The sequence below is a fragment of the Allobosea sp. ASV33 genome (assembly GCF_016428755.1).
GTDB lineage: Bacteria > Pseudomonadota > Alphaproteobacteria > Rhizobiales > Beijerinckiaceae > Allobosea.
On the sequence record NZ_JAELTI010000018.1, the window covers coordinates 1 to 17,038 of the forward strand.

Sequence of the window (17,038 nt, forward strand, 5' to 3'; positions counted from 1 at the left end):
CGCTTCCTCGGCCTGGAATGGCGCCTATCCGGCGGCCTGCAATCGACGAGCGACCGATCCTCCGCCCTATACGGCACGCTTGGACTGCACTGGCTGCGCTAGAGCATTTTCGAGCGAAGTGGACACCGGTTCGCGTGAAGAAAATGCGATAAAACAAAGATCTAGAGCAATCCCGCAATTCGAGGAATGGCGGGGTTGCGCTAACCGGCTCTCCGTCCTCAGCCCCGCAACGCCCGCAGGGCCTCCGGCGTATCGACATCGATCGCGATCGCCGGATCCTCGAACGGCACGTCGACAACGCGCTCGCCGGCTTCGTCGAGCAATCGCCGCGCCCCGCGATCGCCGCTCAGCAGCGACACTGCCGGGAAGATCGCCCGCGCCAGCAACACCGGATTGCCGCGCTGGCCGAACAGGGTCGGCACCGCCGCGAGCGCATCGGGCTGGGCGCGATGCGCCTCCGCCAGGCGTTCGATGACGGCCGGCGTGACATTCGGCATGTCGCCGAGCGAGATCACCGCGGCGGGCACGTCCGGAGCCAGCGCCGCCACACCCGCCTTCAGCGAACCCGCCAGTCCGGAGGCGTAATCGACATTATGGACCAGACGCACCGGCAGATCCGCCAGCGCGACCTCGACCTCGGCACGCTGGTGCCCTGTCACCACGATGACGGGGGTGAGGCCCGCCTCGATCTGCGCCTCGACGGCGTGACGCAGGATCGGCTTCCCGCGCAGCGGCTGCAGCAGCTTGTTCTGCGCACCCATCCGCGTCGACTGCCCGGCAGCCAGCACGATCCCCGCAAGCGGCCCGCTCTCGGCGGCGCCCGGCGCGCGCGGCTGCGGCCGCGAGACGATCTCCATCAGCAGGCCGCCGACCCCCATCTTCTGGACATCGCTGCGCCCGACGGGAACACCGGCGAGATAGCGCTGCAGCACCCAGTCGAAGCTGTTCTCCTTCGGCGAGCGGGCACAGCCGGGCGCACCGATGACCGGCTTGCCGGCAATGCGGCCGAGCATCAGCAGGTTGCCGGGATCGACCGGCATGCCGAGATGCTCGACCTCGCCGCCGGCTTCCACCAGCGCCTGCGGGATCACGTCGCGCCGGTCCGTGATGGCGGAAGCGCCGAAGACGACGATGATATCCGCCTTGCCTACCGCCTGCTCGGCGATCGCCGCGGCCAGCGGACCGGTCTCATGTGGCACACGCTTGTCCGCCGCCAGCACCGCGTCTGCCGGCTCCAGCCGGTCGCGCATGACGCGCAGGGTCTTGTCGACCACGCTCGGCTTCAACCCCGGCAGCAGCGTCGAGATCACCGCCACGCTTGACCGACGATAGGCTGCGACCGAGACCGGCGGCGTGTTGCCGAGCGCGTCAAGCGCCTGCTCCATCAGCGCCTGCGGAACCGCGTAGGGAATGATCTTCACGGTGGCGACGAGCTCGCCCGCCACGACAGCCTTCAGCGCCGGCAAGGTCGCGACCGTGATCGCCTCATCCACCGCGTTGAAGGCGTCGATCGCCGCGACATCGATGCGCAGCACGCCCGCTCGGGTTGCGAACATGTTGACCCGCCCGGTGAAGGGCGCTTCTGCCACGATCGCCTCGCCGACCATCCGCTCGGCCAATTGCGCCGCCGCGGCATTCTCGTCGATATCGCCGGGCTCCAGCCGGACCGCGACGATCTCGGCGACCCCGGCCGCCTTGAGCTTCGCGGCAAGCTCCGCCGTGACGGTCGCGCCCTTCTTCACGATGGTGCCATCGGCACGGATCGTATGCGCGGCAATGCAGCCGACGGCGTCCGCGATGGCGACCGGTCCGAATTTCATCCCTGATCCTCAGGCCGGCTTGCGGCGCGGGCCGCGCAGCGTCGCGACGATCTCGGCCAGAATCGCGAGCGCGATCTCGGCCGGCGAAACCGCGCCGATATCGAGCCCGATCGGCGCATGGATGCGGTCCGTCGCGGATGCGCCGAAACCGGCTTCCGCCAATCGTTCCAGCCGCCGGCCATGCGTCTTCCGGCTGCCGAGCGCGCCGACATAGAAGCAGTCCGAGCGCAGAGCCGCGACGAGGCCGGGATCGTCGATCTTCGGATCATGGGTCAGCGCGACGAAGGCGGTATAGGCGTCGAGCCCGATCCGCTGAAGCGCCTCCTCCGGCCATTCGGCGAGCAATGTCACCTGGGGGAAACGCTCAGGCGTGGCGAAGGCGCTGCGCGGATCGATCACCACGAGATCGAGATCGAGTGCCCGGGCCATCGGCGCCATCGCCTGCGAGATATGGACCGCGCCGGTCACGACGACGCGCGGATGCGGCGCCTGCACGGTCAGAAAATAGGATGTTCCCTCCGCCTCGACCATGCCGCTCTTGCCGGATCGCAATTGCCGCTCCAGCAATTCAGCCAGCGGATCGGCCGCGATCGCGGCCTGCTTCACCAGCCTTTGCGTGCCCGTGGCGAGATCGCTGACCAGCACGGCGGCGCGGCGCGCGTGCCGCTCGACGTTGAGCGCGGAGAGGGTCGAAAGCTCCACCGCTCAGCCCCTGTCCGTCGCGAGCTTCAGGCCGAGCGCGATCATCAGCGAGCCGCCGATCCAGCGCCCGAAGGCGAAGCTCGCCTTGGTCTTCTTCATCGCGCCGAGAACCAGCGAAGCGCCGAAGACGGTGACGAGATCGGCCGAGGAGAAGGCGAAATTCACGATCGTGCCGAGGATCAGGAACTGCGCCCAGACCGGCAGCGCGGCGGCCGGATCGACGAACTGCGGCAGGAGCGCGATGAAGAATAGCGCGACCTTCGGGTTCAGCACCTCGACGATGAATGAATCGAGCAGCGCCCGCTTCACCGTCTTCGGCGGCGCGACCGGCTGGTCTGGCGTGCCCAGGCGGGAGCGGATCATGCCGATGCCAATCCAGATCAGGTAGAGCGCGCCAGCGATCTTCACGGCCACATAGAGCTCCGGCACATGCTTGAACACGGCCGACAGCCCGAAGGCCGCGGCGAAGACATGCAGGTAGCAGCCGAGATGGATGCCGAGCATCGCCATCAGGCCGGCCTTGCGGCCATGGCTGATCGTCTGGGCGGCGGTGTAGAGCAGCGCCGGCCCCGGAAAATAGGCGACGAGGATCGTCACCGTCGCGAACGCGACGAGGGTTTCCCAGGAGGCCATCTCAGTTCACCTTCTCGACATAGACCTTGATGCGCCCGCCGCAGGAGAGCCCGACCTGCCAGGCCGTCTCGTCGGCGACGCCGAATTCCAGCATGCGCGCCTTGCCGTCGGCGATGACGTCGGCAGCCTCGGCCACCACGGCGCCCTCGACGCAGCCGCCCGAGACCGAGCCGAGGAAATTCCCCTCTCCGTCGATCACGAGATGCGAGCCGACGGGCCGCGGCGCAGAGCCCCAGGTCTCGACCACGGTCGCGATGGCGACGCCGCGGCCGCCGCGCGCCCAATCCTCGGCAGCGCGCAGGATGTCGGTTTCGGTGCTGATCATGATGTCACCTTACGCCTGAATCTGGCCTTTGAGATCATGCCTCAACCGGCCTTCTTCAACCACCGGCGCGGATCGCTCTCCCGCCCTGCATCCAGCGACAACGCGGCGCAGAGATCGGCCATCGCCGCGAGATTATGGATCGGCCGGAACGAGTCGACATGCGGCAGCATCGCCCGGATGCCGCTCGCCCGCGCCGCGAAGGCGTCATAGCGCAGAAGCGGATTGAGCCAGACGAGTTGCCGGCAGGAGCGGTGCAATCGGTCCATCTCGAAACCGAGGCTGTCGTCGAGATGCCGCTCCAGCCCGTCGGTGAAGAGCAGGACGATCGCCCCGCCCGCCAGCACCCGCCGAGACCAGACGCGGTTGAAATCATGCAGGGCGGTCGCAATGCGCGTACCCCCCTCCCAGTCCGGCGCGGCCTTCCCGGCGAGCGCCAGCGCTTCGTCGGGATCGCGCGACCTCAGCATCCGCGTCACATTGGTCAGGCGCGTGCCGAAAACAAAGGAATGCACGCGCCGGCGCTTCTCGGTCAGCGCGTGCAGGAAATGCAGGAAGATGCGCGAATACTCGGCCATCGACCCGGAAATATCGACCAGCGCCACGATCGGCGGATGCACCTCGCGCCGCTCGCGGAAGGCGAGGTCGATCGAGGCGCCGCCAGCGCGCAACGACTGCCGGAAAGTCCGGCGCGGATCGATGCGCGTGCCGCGATGGGCGGGCCGGAAGCGCCGCGTCACGATGCTGTCGTCGGGCAGCCTGAGCTCGGCGATCAACTGCTTGGCGCGGGCGATCTCAGCCGCGCTCATCTGGGCGAAGTCGCGCGATTTCAGCATCTCGCGATCGGAGACCGTGAGCCGCGCCGTCAGTTCGGTCAGCTCCTTCGGCGGCTCGTCCTCGCGCGGCGGCGGCGCGAAGGCTTCCGCGACCCGCAAAGCCCCGGCCTCGGCCTTCTCCGGCTGGCTGTCGGCGCGGGGCGAAACCGGCGACATCTGCGCCATGATCTTCTCGATCAGGTTGCGGCGCCGCCAGAACAGCCGGAAGGCCTGATCGTAGACCGGTGAATCCTCATGCTTCTTCACGAAGATCGCATGCAGCGTCCAATAGACATCGTCGCGCCCGCCGAGCGCCCCGTCGCCCAGCGCCGCGATCGCCTCGACCACGGCGCCCGGCCCGACCGGCAGCCCCGCCGCGCGCAGCGCACGGGCGAAATAGGCGACGTTCTCGGCAAGCTTGCCGCTCACGCGCCCCGCGTCTCCGTCATGAACACCTTCTGGACGATCTGCCAGCGGCTCTCGATCTTGAGGAGCGAGAGCAGGTCGGTGAAATAACGCGGCGGCATCTGGCACTTCACCTTGACCAGCGCCAGCGTCGGCCCGACGAGATCGATGGTCAGGATATGGTCGTCGCGCTGCATCCCCGCCGCCTGCGGCGCCGGCCGGGTGCGCACGGCATCGAGCCAGGCGTCACGCTGCACGATCTGGATCGCGCCGTCGTCGCGGGCCGTGGTGAGCGCGCTGGTCGGATGGAAGACATGGGCGAGCTTCTCGGCATCGCCCTCATAGAGCCCGTCGAGATAGGTCCGGACCGTCGCCTCGACGGCCTTGATATCGGCGTTCATGGCAGCACCCTCTCCCTTCGCGGCGCCGAAAGCTTAGCGCCCCGCCTCCGCCTTGGCCCGATCCAGAAGCTCCTTCACCTGCGAGCCCTGCATCGCCTGGATATCGTCCTGATACTTCAAGAGCGCCCCCAGCGTATCCGAAACGATGGCCGGATCGAGCGCGACCGCATCGAGCTCGACCAGGGCAGTCGCCCAGTCCAGCGTCTCGGCGACGCCCGGCGCCTTGAACAGCTCCTCCTTGCGGATCGCCTGCACGAAGGCGACGAGCTGCTTCGAGAGCTTCGCCGGGGCCTCCGGCACCTTCGCCTTCAGGATCGCCAGCTCGCGCGCCGCATCGGGATAGCCGACCCAGTGATAGAGGCAGCGGCGCTTGAGCGCGTCGTGGATCTCGCGGGTGCGGTTCGAGGTCAGGATCACGATCGGCGGCTCGGCTGCCCGGATCGTGCCGAGCTCGGGGATCGTGACCTGCGCATCGGCCAAGACCTCGAGCAGGAAAGCCTCGAAGGCTTCGTCGGTGCGGTCGAGCTCGTCGATCAGCAGGATCGGCGCCCCGCCCTCCTGCGGCTCCAGCGCCTGCAGCAACGGTCGCTTCACCAGGTATTTCTCGGAAAAGATGTCGCCTTCCAGCCGTTCGCGATCGCCAGCCGCGCCGCCGGCCTCCGCCAAACGGATCGCCATCATCTGCCCGGCATAGTTCCATTCGTAGACGGCGGAAGCGAGGTCGAGCCCCTCATAGCACTGCAACCGGATCAGGCGTCGGCCAAGCCCGGCGGCCAGAACCTTGGCAATCTCGGTCTTGCCGGTACCGGCCTCGCCTTCCAGCAGCAGCGGCCGCTTCATCCGCAGCGCCAGGAACAGCACCGTCGCGAGCGCGCGGTCGGCGACATAGCCTTGGCCCTGCAAGAGCGCGAGCGTGGCGTCGATGGAGGCCGGGATCTGGGAAGACTTCAGCATAACCGTTCTCTATCGTTCCTGTCCGGTCGAAGGAAGGCATCGAACACGCCACCACGCTGCCGGCATTGCAAGGCAGACGCTCCCTATCGTACCGACCAGGCGAACCACGTGGTCACCAGCGCCATCCCGACCGCAGCGCTGCGACGGATCGCCCGCTCGCGCTTCGGCTGAAACAGAAGCTGACGCGCAGCATCCGCCCCGAACACCAGCGCAGCATGGATTGTCGTGGCGATGACGACGAAAACCGCCGTCAGGATAAGAACCTCGTCACGCGGTGCCGGCGCCGTCAGGAAGAGCGGAATAACCGCGACATAGAAGACCGCCGCCTTGGGGTTGAGCAGATTGGTGATCAGCCCGCGCCGGAACGACAAGGCCACATCGCCCTGCGCCTCGGGTTTCGGATCGCGCCAGGCATCCCAGGCGAGCCAGAACAGATAAGCCACACCGCCCCAGCGCAGAAGCCAGGTGACGGCGGGAAATCGTTCGCTCATCAGCGAGAAGCCGAAGGCTACGGCAAGACCGAGCAACGCAAGACCGAGTGCGACGCCGGCCACCGCCGCCATGCCGCTGCGCCAGCCTCTCGCGAGGCTGAGCGCTACGAGATAGCCCATATTCGGCCCAGGCGTGATTTCAGTCACGATCGCCGTCAGCGCGAATTCCCAGAGCCGCACCGGGCGACGGCCGGGCGGCCCCTACTTCCCCGTCGCCTGCGCCACGGCCTGCTTGGCCATCACGCCGATCAGATGGGCACGGTATTCGGCATCGGCATGGATGTCGCCATTGATGCCATTTGCCGTGTGCTTTAGCCCGTCCAGCGATTTCGGCGCGAAGCGGGCCTTGAGCGCCGCCTCCGCTTCCGGCCAGCGGAAAACGCCGCCCTCGCCCGCGCCCGTCACCGTCACGCGGATTTCGCTGCCGCGCTTGGCGACGAAGACGCCGACCATGGCATAGCGCGAGGCCGGGTTGCGGAACTTGGCATAGCCCGCCTTGGAGACCAGCGGGAACGAGACCTTGGTGATGATCTCGCCCTCGTCCAGCGCGGTCTCGTAGAGCCCGGTGAAGAATTCTTCCGCCGTCAGCTTGCGCTTGTTGGTGACGACTGTGGCGCCGAGTGCCAGCAGCGCCGCCGGATAATCCGCCGCCGGGTCGTTATTGGCGACCGAACCGCCGATCGTGCCGCGATAGCGCACGGCGGGATCGCCGATGCTGCCGGCGAGGAAGGCGAGCGCGGGGATCGCTCCCTGCACCTCGGCCGAGTTCGCCACTTCTCCGTGTGTCGTCATCGCACCGATGACGATGTTGCGGCCCTTGACCGTGATGCCTTTCAGGTCGGCGCAGGCGCCGAGATCGACCAGCGCGGTCGGTGAGGCCAAGCGTTGCTTCATCGTCGGCAGCAGGGTGTGCCCGCCGGCCAGGAGCTTGGCGTCCTCCTTCTTGGCGAGCAGCGTCGCCGCCTGCCGGGCGCTGGTGGGCTTGTGATAGGTGAAAGCGTACATGGTGGGTCTCCGCTCTGTTCGGGAAACGTCATGCTCGGGCTTGACCCGAGCATCTCATCCAGGAAAGCGCTCAAGGCGCCTCACCCCGAGGAGATGGCCGGGTCAAGCCCGGCCATGACGCGCATTCATTCGGCAGCCATACGATTCACGCTCTTCTGTGCCGCGCGCCACACCGCCTGCGGCGTCGCCGGCATCGCGATGTCCTCATGGCCGAGCGCATCGGTGATGGCGTTGATGACGGCGGGCGGCGAGGCGATGGCCCCAGCCTCGCCGCAGCCCTTGATGCCCAGCGGATTCGACGGGCACGGCGTAACCGTCATGCCGACATCGAAGGACGGCAGGTCGTCGGCCCGCGGCATGGTGTAGTCCATGAAGCTCGCGGTCACGAGCTGGCCGTCGGCGTTATAACGCGCGCCTTCCAGCAGCGCCTGGCCAACACCCTGAGCGATGCCGCCATGGACCTGCCCCTCGACGATCATCGGGTTGATGACATTGCCGAAATCATCGACGGCCGCCCAACGCTCGATCCTGGTCACGCCGGTTTCGGGATCGATCTCGACCTCGCAGATATGGACGCCGGCCGGGAAGGTGAAGTTGGTCGGGTCGTAGAACGCCCCTTCCTTCAGGCCCGGCTCCAGCTCCTGCCCGTTGAACTTGTGCGCGACATAGGCCTGCAGCGCGCAGGAGCCGAAATCGAGCTTGCGGTCCGTGCCCTTCACCGAGAAATGCCCGTCGGCGAAATCGATATCGGCCTCGTCGGCCTCCAGCACATGGGCGGCGACCTTCTTGCCCTTGGCGATGACCTTGTCGATCGCCTTGAAGATCGCGGACATGCCGACCGCACCGGAGCGCGAGCCATAGGTGCCCATGCCCATCTGCACCTTGTCGGTGTCGCCATGGATGATCGAGACGTTGTCGATGGGGATGCCGAGCCGATCCGAGACGAGCTGCGCGAAGGTCGTCTCATGGCCTTGGCCGTGGCTGTGCGACCCGGTGAGCACCTCGACCGTGCCGACCGGGTTGACCCGGACCTCGGCCGATTCCCACAGGCCGACGCCGGCACCGAGCGAACCCACCGCAGCGGACGGCGCGATGCCGCAAGCCTCGATATAGGAGGAGAAGCCGATGCCGCGCAGCTTGCCGGCTCGCGCCGAGTCGCGCTTGCGCTTGCCGATACCCTTGTAGTCGATGATCTCCAGCGCCTTCTTCATGGAGGCGCCGTAATTGCCGGCATCGTACATCATGATGACCGGCGTCTGGTGCGGGAACTTCTTGATATAGTTCTGCATCCGGAACTTGGCCGGGTCCTTGCCGAGCTGGCGCGCGGTGATCTCGACCAGCCGCTCGACCACGAAGGTCGCTTCCGGCCGCCCGGCACCGCGATAGGCATCGACCGGCGCGGTGTTGGTATAGACGGCATCGACCTCGCAATAGATCGCCGGGATGTCGTACTGGCCCGACAGCAGCGGCGCATAGAGATAGGTCGGCACCGAGGACGAGAAGGTCGAGAGATAGGCACCGAGATTGGCCGTCGTCTTGACCCGCATGGCGAGAATCTTGCCCTCGGCATCGGTCGCGAGCTCGGCATGGGTGACATGGTCGCGGCCATGCGCGTCGGAGAGGAAGGCCTCCGTCCGGTCCGCTGTCCATTTCACCGGCCGCCCGACCTTCTTCGCCGCCCAGACGCAGACCGTCTCCTCGGCATAGATGAAGATCTTGGAGCCGAAGCCGCCGCCGACATCCGGCGCGATCACGCGCAGCTTGTTCTCCGGTGCGATGCCGATGAAGGCCGAGAGCACGAGCCGCGCGACATGCGGGTTCTGGCTGGTGGTGTAGAGCGTGAAGATGCCGTCGCCGGCATCGTAATCGCCGACGGCCGCGCGCGGCTCCATCGCGTTCGGCACGAGGCGGTTGTTGACGAGATCGATCTTGGTGACGTGCTTGGCCGCCTTGAAGGCGTTCTCGGTCGCGTCCTTGTCGCCGAGATGCCAGTTGAACACGCTGTTGTCCGGCGCCTCGTCATGGACCACGGTCTTGGCGCCGATCGCCTTGGCGGTGTCGACCACCGCCGGCAGCTCCTGATAGTCGACCGCGATGGCCTCGGCCGCGTCACGCGCCTGGGCCAGCGTCTCGGCCACCACCACCGCGACATGGTCGCCGACATAGCGCACCTTGCCCTGGGCCAGTGCCGGATGCGGGCCGGCGCGCATCGGCGAGCCGTCCTTGTTGTGGATCATCCAGCCGCAGATCAGCCCGCCGATCTTGTCGGTGGCAAGGTCGTCCCCGGTGAAGATGCCGAGCACGCCCGGCATGCCGGCAGCGGCCTTGGTGTCGATCGACTTGATCTTCGCATGGGCATGCGGCGAGCGCAGGAAATAGGCATGGGCCTGGCCCGGCCGGTTGACGTCGTCGGTATAGCGGCCCTGGCCGGTGATGAAACGGTGATCTTCCTTGCGGCGGACTGCGGCGCCGATTCCGGTGGCGGACATGGTGTTCCCTCCTCGCACGGCGCCTCTGGCGGGCGCCTCATTGCCTGGAACGCAAGACAGACGGGACGCGCGCGCCTGCAAGGCGCGGGCAGATGCCTCACTCGGCAGCGTGGCGCGGAGGCTCCCGGTCCTTGAGCGACCCGCCGGCCATGGCCTGCGCCCCGGCGGCGATCGCCTTGACGATGTTGTGGTAGCCGGTGCAGCGGCAGATATTGCCGTCGAGATCCTCGCGGATCGTCTTCTCGTCGAGCTCGTGGCCGCGGCGGTTCACCATGTCGACGGCGGACATGATCATGCCCGGCGTGCAGAAGCCGCATTGCAGGCCGTGATGCTCGCGGAAGGCCTCCTGCATCGGATGCAGCGTGTCGCCGCTGGCGAGCCCCTCGATCGTCGTCACGGAGGCGCCGTCCACGGAGACGGCGAGCGTCGTGCAGGACTTCACCGCCTTGCCGTCGAGATGCACGAGGCAGGCACCGCACTGGCTGGTATCGCAGCCGACATGGGTCCCGGTCAGCCGCAGGTTCTCTCGCAGGAACTGCACCAGAAGGGTGCGCGGGTCGATGTTGGCGGTGACGGCTTTGCCGTTCACCGTCAGCGAAACAGTGGCCATGAGCATATCTCCTGTGACCCGTCTCTGACGCCGATCCGTCCCCTCCCCGGGACTGGACCGTGCTGAAGCCTAGGGAGCAGCCGGCCTCATCAGGCAGGCTTTCCTTGGAACAGCTCAAAATCGAATGTGGACCCGCGTTTTTCCGGGGTCAAGCCAGAGACGCAGGGTCGAGACCAGCCATTTGGCGCCGTTTCTCGCCGGTTTCATCGCGTCGACCGTCCTGATCGAGGCCGAGGAGGCCTTATGTGCATACCGTTGGCGGAATTTTAACAGAACCGCTCCAGGGTCAGCCGGCTCGACACAACGCTCTTGTCGGCGCGGAGGCCGGTCGTTGACGTCCATTTCCGATCAGGTCGAACGGCGCCTGCGCTCGACGGGCTACAACGAACGGGAACGCAACGCGCTGCGGGACTATCGCAGGCTTGTCGGCGTCGTCATCAAGGACATCGTCACGGAATCCTTCGCATATGGACGCCGGATTCATCCCGGATTGGAAGGCCAGCATGCGCGGCTGACGGATGACCTCTGCGAAGCCACCCAACAGCACTTCGCCTTGATCTTCGAGGGCGACTTCGACGCGCGCTATGTCGAATCGGTGGAGCGCGTGTGTTTACTGGAGCGCCTGGTCAAGGTCGGAACCCGCTCGCGCGTCGCGATCGCGGCCGCCCTGTTGAGGGTCATCGCGACGAAATCCCGGTGGGCCTCATTTCCGTTCCGCCGCCGTTTCGCCAGGGACATGGAGATCATCGAGCATATCCTCGTCATGGATATCAATACCGCGATCACGCAGGATCACGCGCTCGAGGCGGCTGAAGCCAGGCATCGCGGCGAAGCCTTCGATACCGCCGCGCATATGCTGAAGTCGCGGATCGGCACGCTCGATTCGCGGATCAGCGGCGCCGTCGAGCAGTTCGGCGCGGCTGCCGATGAGACGACGGGCGCTACGGCCTTCATCAGGACGCAGGTTCTCGATGTCACGCGTGCAGCGGAAATGATGCGCGACAGAGCTCTCCAGACCGCCGCCGCGACCGAGGAGATGTCTGCCAATATCAGCGAAATCGAGCACCGTTCGCGTCAGAGCGTCGCCATCGCCACGCGTGCCGTCGGCGACGCGGAGGCCATGAATGATGCGATCGCCCAATTGCGTGAATCGACGGCCCGCATCGGCTCGGTCCTCGGCCTGATCGCCGACATCGCGGCGCAGACCAATCTGCTCGCGTTGAATGCGACGATCGAGGCTGCTCGCGCCGGAGAAGCCGGCCGCGGTTTCGCGGTCGTGGCCTCGGAGGTGAAGTCGCTCGCGACGCAGACCGCCAACGCGACACAGGAAATCGCGCGCCAGATCGGCGAATTCTCGGCAAGCGCCGCCGCATGTGGCGATCGCGCCGCCTCGATCAGCACCACGATCGGCGAAATTCGGAGCGCTTCAGAAGCGATCTCCGACTCGGTCGCCCATCAGAGCCACGTGACGGCTGGCATCGCACGGGATGCCTCCGACGTCGCCGGATGCTCCGACGACGCGATCGCCAGCGCGCAGGCGGTCGGCCAGAGCCTGGAAACGACGGCGCGCGCGATCGAGCGCGCCACGCTCGTGGCCTCGCAGATGGCGCTGCAGGTCGGCGCGGCCGAGGCTACCGTCAGCGAGGCGCTCGACGCGCTGCGCGAAGCCTCCTGAGCGCCGCTCAGCCCTCGCTGACCGCCTTGGCGAAATTCGCGAAGAACTCGTCGGCAAGCTTCTTCGAGACCGAATCGATCAGGCGCGAGCCGAGCTGCATGAGCTTGCCGCCGACCTGGGCCTCGACCTCGTAGCGCAGCAGGGTCTGGCCGCCCTCGGCGTCGCTCAGATGGACTCGCGCGCCGCCCTTGGCGAAGCCGGCGATGCCGCCCTCGCCCTCGCCGGAAATGCGGTACCCGTTCGGCGGATCGAGCTCGCTGAGCTCGACCTTGCCCTTGAAGGTCGCCTTCACCGGGCCGAGCTTGACCTTCACCACGGCCGAGAGATGCGTGTCGTCGTCCATGGTGAGCTGCTCGCAGCCGGGAATGCAGGCTTTCAGCACCTCGGGATCGTTGAGCTTGGCCCAGACCACGTCCTTGGCGGCCGGCAGCGTCGCCTCGCCGTTCATCGTCATCGCCATGGCGCATCTCCCGCATAGGTCACCGCAGCGCGGACGATTGCGGCCGGCGCGGTTCGAAGGTTATCCAGTTCCTATCCATGGTCGCAAAGCCCCCGCCAGCACAAGAGGCGCCGGGCCTGGGGCCGCGCCGCTTCCGGGAGAACCGATGCTGGAGCTCACCACCGACGAACGCGCAATTGCCGCCGGCGGCGCAGGCGAAGGCGCGGCCATGGCGATGCGGATCGTCGCCGAGGCCGCCCGCTTGATGGGTGCGCCGCGCCTGATCCCGATCGCCTCCGCCCATATCGACGGCGCGCTCTACCACGGCGATTCCGGCACGCTTTTCGCGGAGAAGCTGGTCGCGGGCCGCGCCCGCGTCGGCGTGCGCGCCAGCCTCAATGTCGGCTCGCTGGCACCGGCCGGCTGCGCTGCGATCCGCCTTCCGCCGCATGAGCGGGACATGGCCCGGCGCATGATGCGCGCCTACGAAGCGATGGGCTGCGAGCCGAGCTGGACCTGCGCCCCCTATCAGGCCGGCCACCGCCCCGCCCAGGGCAGCGACGTCGCCTGGGGCGAATCGAACGCCGTGGTGTTCTGCAACTCGGTGCTGGGCGCGCGGACCAACCGCTATGGCGACTTCCTCGACATCGCCTGCGCCATCGCCGGCCGCGCGCCCGATTACGGCCTGCACCGCCCGGAGAACCGTGTCGCGACGCTCTTGATCGATGTCGGTGGCCTCTCCCGCGAACTCCGCTCCTCCGACGTGTTCTACCCCGTGCTCGGCACGATCCTCGGCCGCCGGGCCGGCAGCGATGTCGCCGTTCTCGATGGCCTGCAGGGCTGCACCACCGAGGACCGGCTCAAGGCGCTCGGCGCCGCGGCCGCCTCGGCCGGCGGCGTCGGGCTCTTCCACGTCGCGGGCGTGACGCCCGAGGCTCCGGACGCTGCGACGGCGCTCGCCGGCACGGCGCCGCCCGAGACGATCGTGCTGGCGCCCGACGACATCGCCACCGCCCTCGCCCGCCTGTCGACGGCCGGACCGACGGACCGCGTCGACGCCGTCGCGATCGGCTCGCCGCATCTCTCGCTGGCCGAGATCGACGAACTCGAGCGCTTGATGGCCGGGCGCAAGCTGAAGCTACCGCTCTACGCCAATACCGGCCGCCACGTCGTCGGTCCGCTGGAAGCGCAGGGCCGGCGTGGAGCGCTCGAAGCGGCAGGCGTCGTCTTCGTGGTCGACACCTGCGTCGTCGTCACTCCGATCCTGCCGGAGCTGGAAGACGCGGTGCTGATGACCAATTCCGGCAAGTTCGCGCATTACGCGCCGGGCAATACCGGCTACGCCGTGACCTATGGCTCGCTCTCGGAATGCGTCGAGAGCGCGGTCGCCGGCCGCCTCGTCAGGGAAACGCGCTCATGGAGCTGAAAGCGGAGCCCCTCCTGCCCGGCGATGCCGTCACCGGCGCCTGCCTGTCTCTCACCGCCTCGATTAGCTTCTGGGGCGGCGTCGATCCGGCGAGCGGCACGATCATCGATGCCCGTCATCCCGAGCGCGGGCAGAACATCGCCGGCCGCATCCTCGCCCTGCCCGGCACGATCGGCTCGTCCTCGGCCTCGGCCGTGCTGCTCGAGCTGGTCCATGCCGGCAAGGCGCCGGCCGCGCTGCTGATGGATGCGCCGGACGCGATCCTGCTGCTCGGCCTCGTCGTCGCCCGCGAGATGGGCTGGCCGACGCCACCGGCCTTCCGCCTGCCGGCAGCCGATCAGGCGGCACTCGCTGGTCGCGAGATCACGATCTCGCAAGAGGGCCGGATCACCCTCGCATGAGATGGAAAGCGCGTTCTAGACGGCGCTGAAACGGCGATGGCGGTAGATCAACCCTGCCCCGCGCCCCGCGCCGCCGAGACCGGCAACCTCGCCGATCAAGATACGATGGCTGGCGACGTCATGCGTCGCGACCAGCCGGCAGTCGAAGGCCGAGATCGCATCGAGCAGAACCGGCGCCCCGGTCGCGAGCTTACCCCAGCGAGCCGTATCGAAGCGTGCTTCGCCCTCGATGCCCCGCCGGCTCGCGAAGATCTCCGCGAGATCGACGAATTGCTCCGGCAAGGTATTGATACAGAACGTTTTGCTCGCCTCGATCGCGGCCAGCGTGCGGCTGCCTCGCGCGACGCAGACCAGCACCGTCGGCGGCGAATCGGAGACGGAGGCGACGGCCGTCGCCGTGAGCCCGACGCGCCCGGCTGGCCCATTCGTAGTCACGACATGCACGGCGCTCGCGACCTGCGCCATGGCATCGCGGAAGGCGTGGGCATCCGGATAGTCCAGCGGCGGCAGGGGATGGACGGTCTTCGTCATCGGCTCGATCTGTTCGATGTCCCGGCTCCGGGGAACAGCAGTTCATGTAGAGACTTGAGGCCGCCGGCACCAGCCGCGGCGCGCCACAGACTGTAGCAGCAAGCACTACCCCTTCCGTTAACAGGCCCGGGACCTGGCGCTGCGGCTTGCTAAGGCGTTGGCGATCCATCAGGCTCGGGCAATGTCGGCTGCCAGGGCCGGGCCCGGCCTGATCGGTACTGCCGGCATGCCGGCGTTCCGACCAGGGAGACCCCGATGGCCTTCAGTTGCACGATTCCCGCCACACCGACCGTCCAGCAGGACGACGAGACGATTCGCATCACCCGCTGGGATTTCGAGCCCGGAGCCGTGACGGGCTGGCACGAGCACGGCTGGCCCTATTTCGTGGTGATGCTCATCGCGGGAACGCTGCGGATCCACAACGGCACGGATATCTCGGACGTACCGCTGGCGCAGGGCCAAGCCTATATGCGCCCGGCCGGCATCCGCCACGACGTCATGAACGGCTCGGACCATCCTATTGCCTTCGTCGAGATCGAGGTGAAGCAGCCCGGCGCCCTCAAGGAGCTCACGTTGCCGTGATGACGGTGGTCGCCCGGCAGGCCTCGGGGCCACCGCCGAGGCTCGACGCGCCGCGGCGTCGGTCCATGCATTTTTCCGATCCGACTATCGGGTTTTGTTATTCGTCTTTCGGCTAATCCGCCGTCGGAGGCATGGCGGTGCGCCGACAGCGCTTGGTGCTGAACGCCTCCCATCCCGAAATTTCGCAGCCCATGACGCAATCATCATGCGCAGAATGTCGGCTGCTCCGCAGAGTATTCTGCACAATTTCACGACGTTTCGTTCGTAATTGCTTTTGACAGAAATTTGGCGCGGAGCGATTGTCCCCGGCACGAGCCGTTGGTAGCTCTGCATAGCAATCGCATCCCGCATGCGCCGGTGTCATGCCGACGACGAGAACGGGAGCTGGTTCGAGGGGTCGGCGTTTTCCATGGAAGTCTTCCTGCAGCAGCTCATCAACGGGCTGACACTGGGATCGATCTACGGTCTCATCGCCATCGGCTACACGATGGTCTTCGGCATTATCGGCATGGTGAACTTCGCCCACGGCGACATTTTCATGCTCTCCGCCTTCATCGCGCTGATCTTCTTCATGCTGGTCACAGCGGTCCTCGGGACCAGCGCCGGCATGGTGATGCTGGCCTTGATCATCGTGCTGGCGCTGGCGATGTTCTTCACCTCGCTGTGGAACTGGGCGATCGAGCGTGTGGCCTACCGGCCGCTGCGCGGCTCCTTCCGCCTGGCGCCGCTGATCTCGGCGATCGGCATGTCGATCTTCCTGGGCAACTTCGTGCAGGTCGTGCAGGGCCCCCGTAACAAGTCGATCCCGCCGCTGCTCAACAAGTCGATCACGCTGATCGAGAGCACGACCTACTCGGTCCAGATCTCCTACAAGCAGATCGTCATCATCCTGACGACGGCGGTGCTGCTCGCGGCCTTCTGGTACATCGTGCAGAAGACGCCGCTCGGCCGCGCCCAGCGCGCCTGCGAGCAGGATCGCAAGATGGCCGCCCTGCTCGGCATCGATGTCGACCGCACGATCTCGATCACCTTCATCATGGGTGCGGCGCTCGCGGCGGTGGCCGGCGTGATGTACCTCGTGCTCTACGGCGTCGTGAACTTCTCCGACGGCTTCGTGCCAGGCGTGAAGGCCTTCACGGCGGCGGTGCTCGGCGGCATCGGCTCGCTCCCCGGCGCGGTCATCGGCGGCCTGCTGATCGGCCTGATCGAGGTGATGTGGTCGGCCTATTTCACTATCGACTACAAGGACGTCGCCGCCTTCTGCATCCTCGCGATCGTGCTCGTCTTCATGCCCTCAGGCCTGCTCGGTCGCCCGGAAGTCGAGAAGGTCTGATCCC

The 17,038-nt window shown here is 67.1% G+C and carries 18 protein-coding genes; 5 read left to right on the plus strand and 13 right to left on the minus strand.

The window, feature by feature from the left end; all coding sequences use genetic code 11:
• Positions 1–218: 218 nt before the first annotated feature.
• The 11 genes from JHD80_RS07945 to JHD80_RS07995 form a co-directional block, all read right to left on the minus strand.
• A complete protein-coding gene (locus JHD80_RS07945) occupies positions 219–1,820 on the minus strand; it encodes an NTP transferase domain-containing protein (RefSeq protein ID WP_199085841.1) in 1,602 nt (533 codons plus the stop codon).
• Between the two features lie 9 nt (positions 1,821–1,829).
• Entirely contained in the window at positions 1,830–2,522 is a 693-nt protein-coding gene (locus JHD80_RS07950; RefSeq protein ID WP_199085842.1) for an XdhC family protein, read from the minus strand.
• A 3-nt stretch (positions 2,523–2,525) separates the two neighbouring features.
• Positions 2,526–3,155, minus strand: coding sequence for a LysE family translocator (locus tag JHD80_RS07955; RefSeq protein WP_199085843.1), 630 nt, complete (start codon positions 3,153–3,155; stop codon positions 2,526–2,528).
• A 1-nt stretch (position 3,156) separates the two neighbouring features.
• A complete protein-coding gene (locus JHD80_RS07960; protein ID WP_047574650.1) occupies positions 3,157–3,480 on the minus strand; it encodes an XdhC family protein in 324 nt (107 codons plus the stop codon).
• A gap of 41 nt (positions 3,481–3,521) precedes the next feature.
• Positions 3,522–4,721 carry a VWA domain-containing protein gene (locus JHD80_RS07965; protein ID WP_199085844.1) on the minus strand — a complete coding sequence of 400 codons (1,200 nt, stop codon included), beginning with the start codon at positions 4,719–4,721 and terminating at the stop codon, positions 3,522–3,524.
• Entirely contained in the window at positions 4,718–5,098 is a 381-nt protein-coding gene (locus JHD80_RS07970) for a nuclear transport factor 2 family protein (protein WP_199085845.1), read from the minus strand. Before JHD80_RS07970 ends, JHD80_RS07965 begins: the two co-directional genes overlap by 4 nt.
• Positions 5,099–5,131: 33 nt before the next feature.
• Positions 5,132–6,052 carry an AAA family ATPase gene (locus tag JHD80_RS07975; RefSeq protein ID WP_199085846.1) on the minus strand — a complete coding sequence of 307 codons (921 nt, stop codon included), beginning with the start codon at positions 6,050–6,052 and terminating at the stop codon, positions 5,132–5,134.
• Positions 6,053–6,135: 83 nt separating this feature from the next.
• Positions 6,136–6,690 carry a LysE family translocator gene (locus JHD80_RS07980; protein WP_349237231.1) on the minus strand — a complete coding sequence of 185 codons (555 nt, stop codon included), beginning with the start codon at positions 6,688–6,690 and terminating at the stop codon, positions 6,136–6,138.
• A 54-nt stretch (positions 6,691–6,744) separates the two neighbouring features.
• Positions 6,745–7,548, minus strand: coding sequence for an FAD binding domain-containing protein (locus tag JHD80_RS07985; protein ID WP_199085847.1), 804 nt, complete (start codon positions 7,546–7,548; stop codon positions 6,745–6,747).
• 125 nt (positions 7,549–7,673) lie between these two features.
• Positions 7,674–10,037, minus strand: a complete 2,364-nt coding sequence (locus tag JHD80_RS07990; protein ID WP_199085848.1) for a xanthine dehydrogenase family protein molybdopterin-binding subunit — start codon at positions 10,035–10,037, stop codon at positions 7,674–7,676.
• Positions 10,038–10,134: 97 nt separating this feature from the next.
• Complete coding sequence (locus JHD80_RS07995) at positions 10,135–10,647, minus strand: (2Fe-2S)-binding protein (protein ID WP_199085849.1); 513 nt, start codon at positions 10,645–10,647, stop codon at positions 10,135–10,137.
• Between the two features lie 181 nt (positions 10,648–10,828).
• On the opposite strand from JHD80_RS07995, the gene JHD80_RS29095 reads away from it, so the two are divergent.
• Positions 10,829–12,322 carry a methyl-accepting chemotaxis protein gene (locus JHD80_RS29095; protein ID WP_282568370.1) on the plus strand — a complete coding sequence of 498 codons (1,494 nt, stop codon included), beginning with the start codon at positions 10,829–10,831 and terminating at the stop codon, positions 12,320–12,322.
• Between the two features lie 7 nt (positions 12,323–12,329).
• Here the strand turns inward: JHD80_RS29095 and JHD80_RS08005 are convergent, their stop codons facing one another.
• Positions 12,330–12,782, minus strand: a complete 453-nt coding sequence (locus JHD80_RS08005; protein ID WP_199085851.1) for a CoxG family protein — start codon at positions 12,780–12,782, stop codon at positions 12,330–12,332.
• 145 nt (positions 12,783–12,927) lie between these two features.
• On the opposite strand from JHD80_RS08005, the gene JHD80_RS08010 reads away from it, so the two are divergent.
• Both JHD80_RS08010 and JHD80_RS08015 read left to right on the plus strand, forming a co-directional pair.
• Positions 12,928–14,187: an aconitase X gene (locus JHD80_RS08010; protein ID WP_199085852.1), complete on the plus strand. Its 1,260-nt coding sequence runs from the start codon at positions 12,928–12,930 to the stop codon at positions 14,185–14,187.
• Positions 14,178–14,588: an aconitase X swivel domain-containing protein gene (locus tag JHD80_RS08015; RefSeq protein WP_199085853.1), complete on the plus strand. Its 411-nt coding sequence runs from the start codon at positions 14,178–14,180 to the stop codon at positions 14,586–14,588. The genes JHD80_RS08010 and JHD80_RS08015 overlap by 10 nt, the downstream gene beginning before the upstream one ends.
• Positions 14,589–14,603: 15 nt before the next feature.
• On the opposite strand, the gene JHD80_RS08020 is transcribed toward JHD80_RS08015, so the two are convergent.
• Positions 14,604–15,119, minus strand: a complete 516-nt coding sequence (locus JHD80_RS08020; protein WP_199085854.1) for a flavin reductase family protein — start codon at positions 15,117–15,119, stop codon at positions 14,604–14,606.
• A 255-nt stretch (positions 15,120–15,374) separates the two neighbouring features.
• Between JHD80_RS08020 and JHD80_RS08025 the strand changes: the two genes are divergently transcribed.
• Together JHD80_RS08025 and JHD80_RS08030 are read left to right on the plus strand one after the other, a co-directional pair.
• Entirely contained in the window at positions 15,375–15,701 is a 327-nt protein-coding gene (locus tag JHD80_RS08025) for a cupin domain-containing protein (RefSeq protein ID WP_199085855.1), read from the plus strand.
• 409 nt (positions 15,702–16,110) lie between these two features.
• Positions 16,111–17,034: a branched-chain amino acid ABC transporter permease gene (locus JHD80_RS08030; RefSeq protein WP_199085856.1), complete on the plus strand. Its 924-nt coding sequence runs from the start codon at positions 16,111–16,113 to the stop codon at positions 17,032–17,034.
• Positions 17,035–17,038 lie beyond the last annotated feature (4 nt).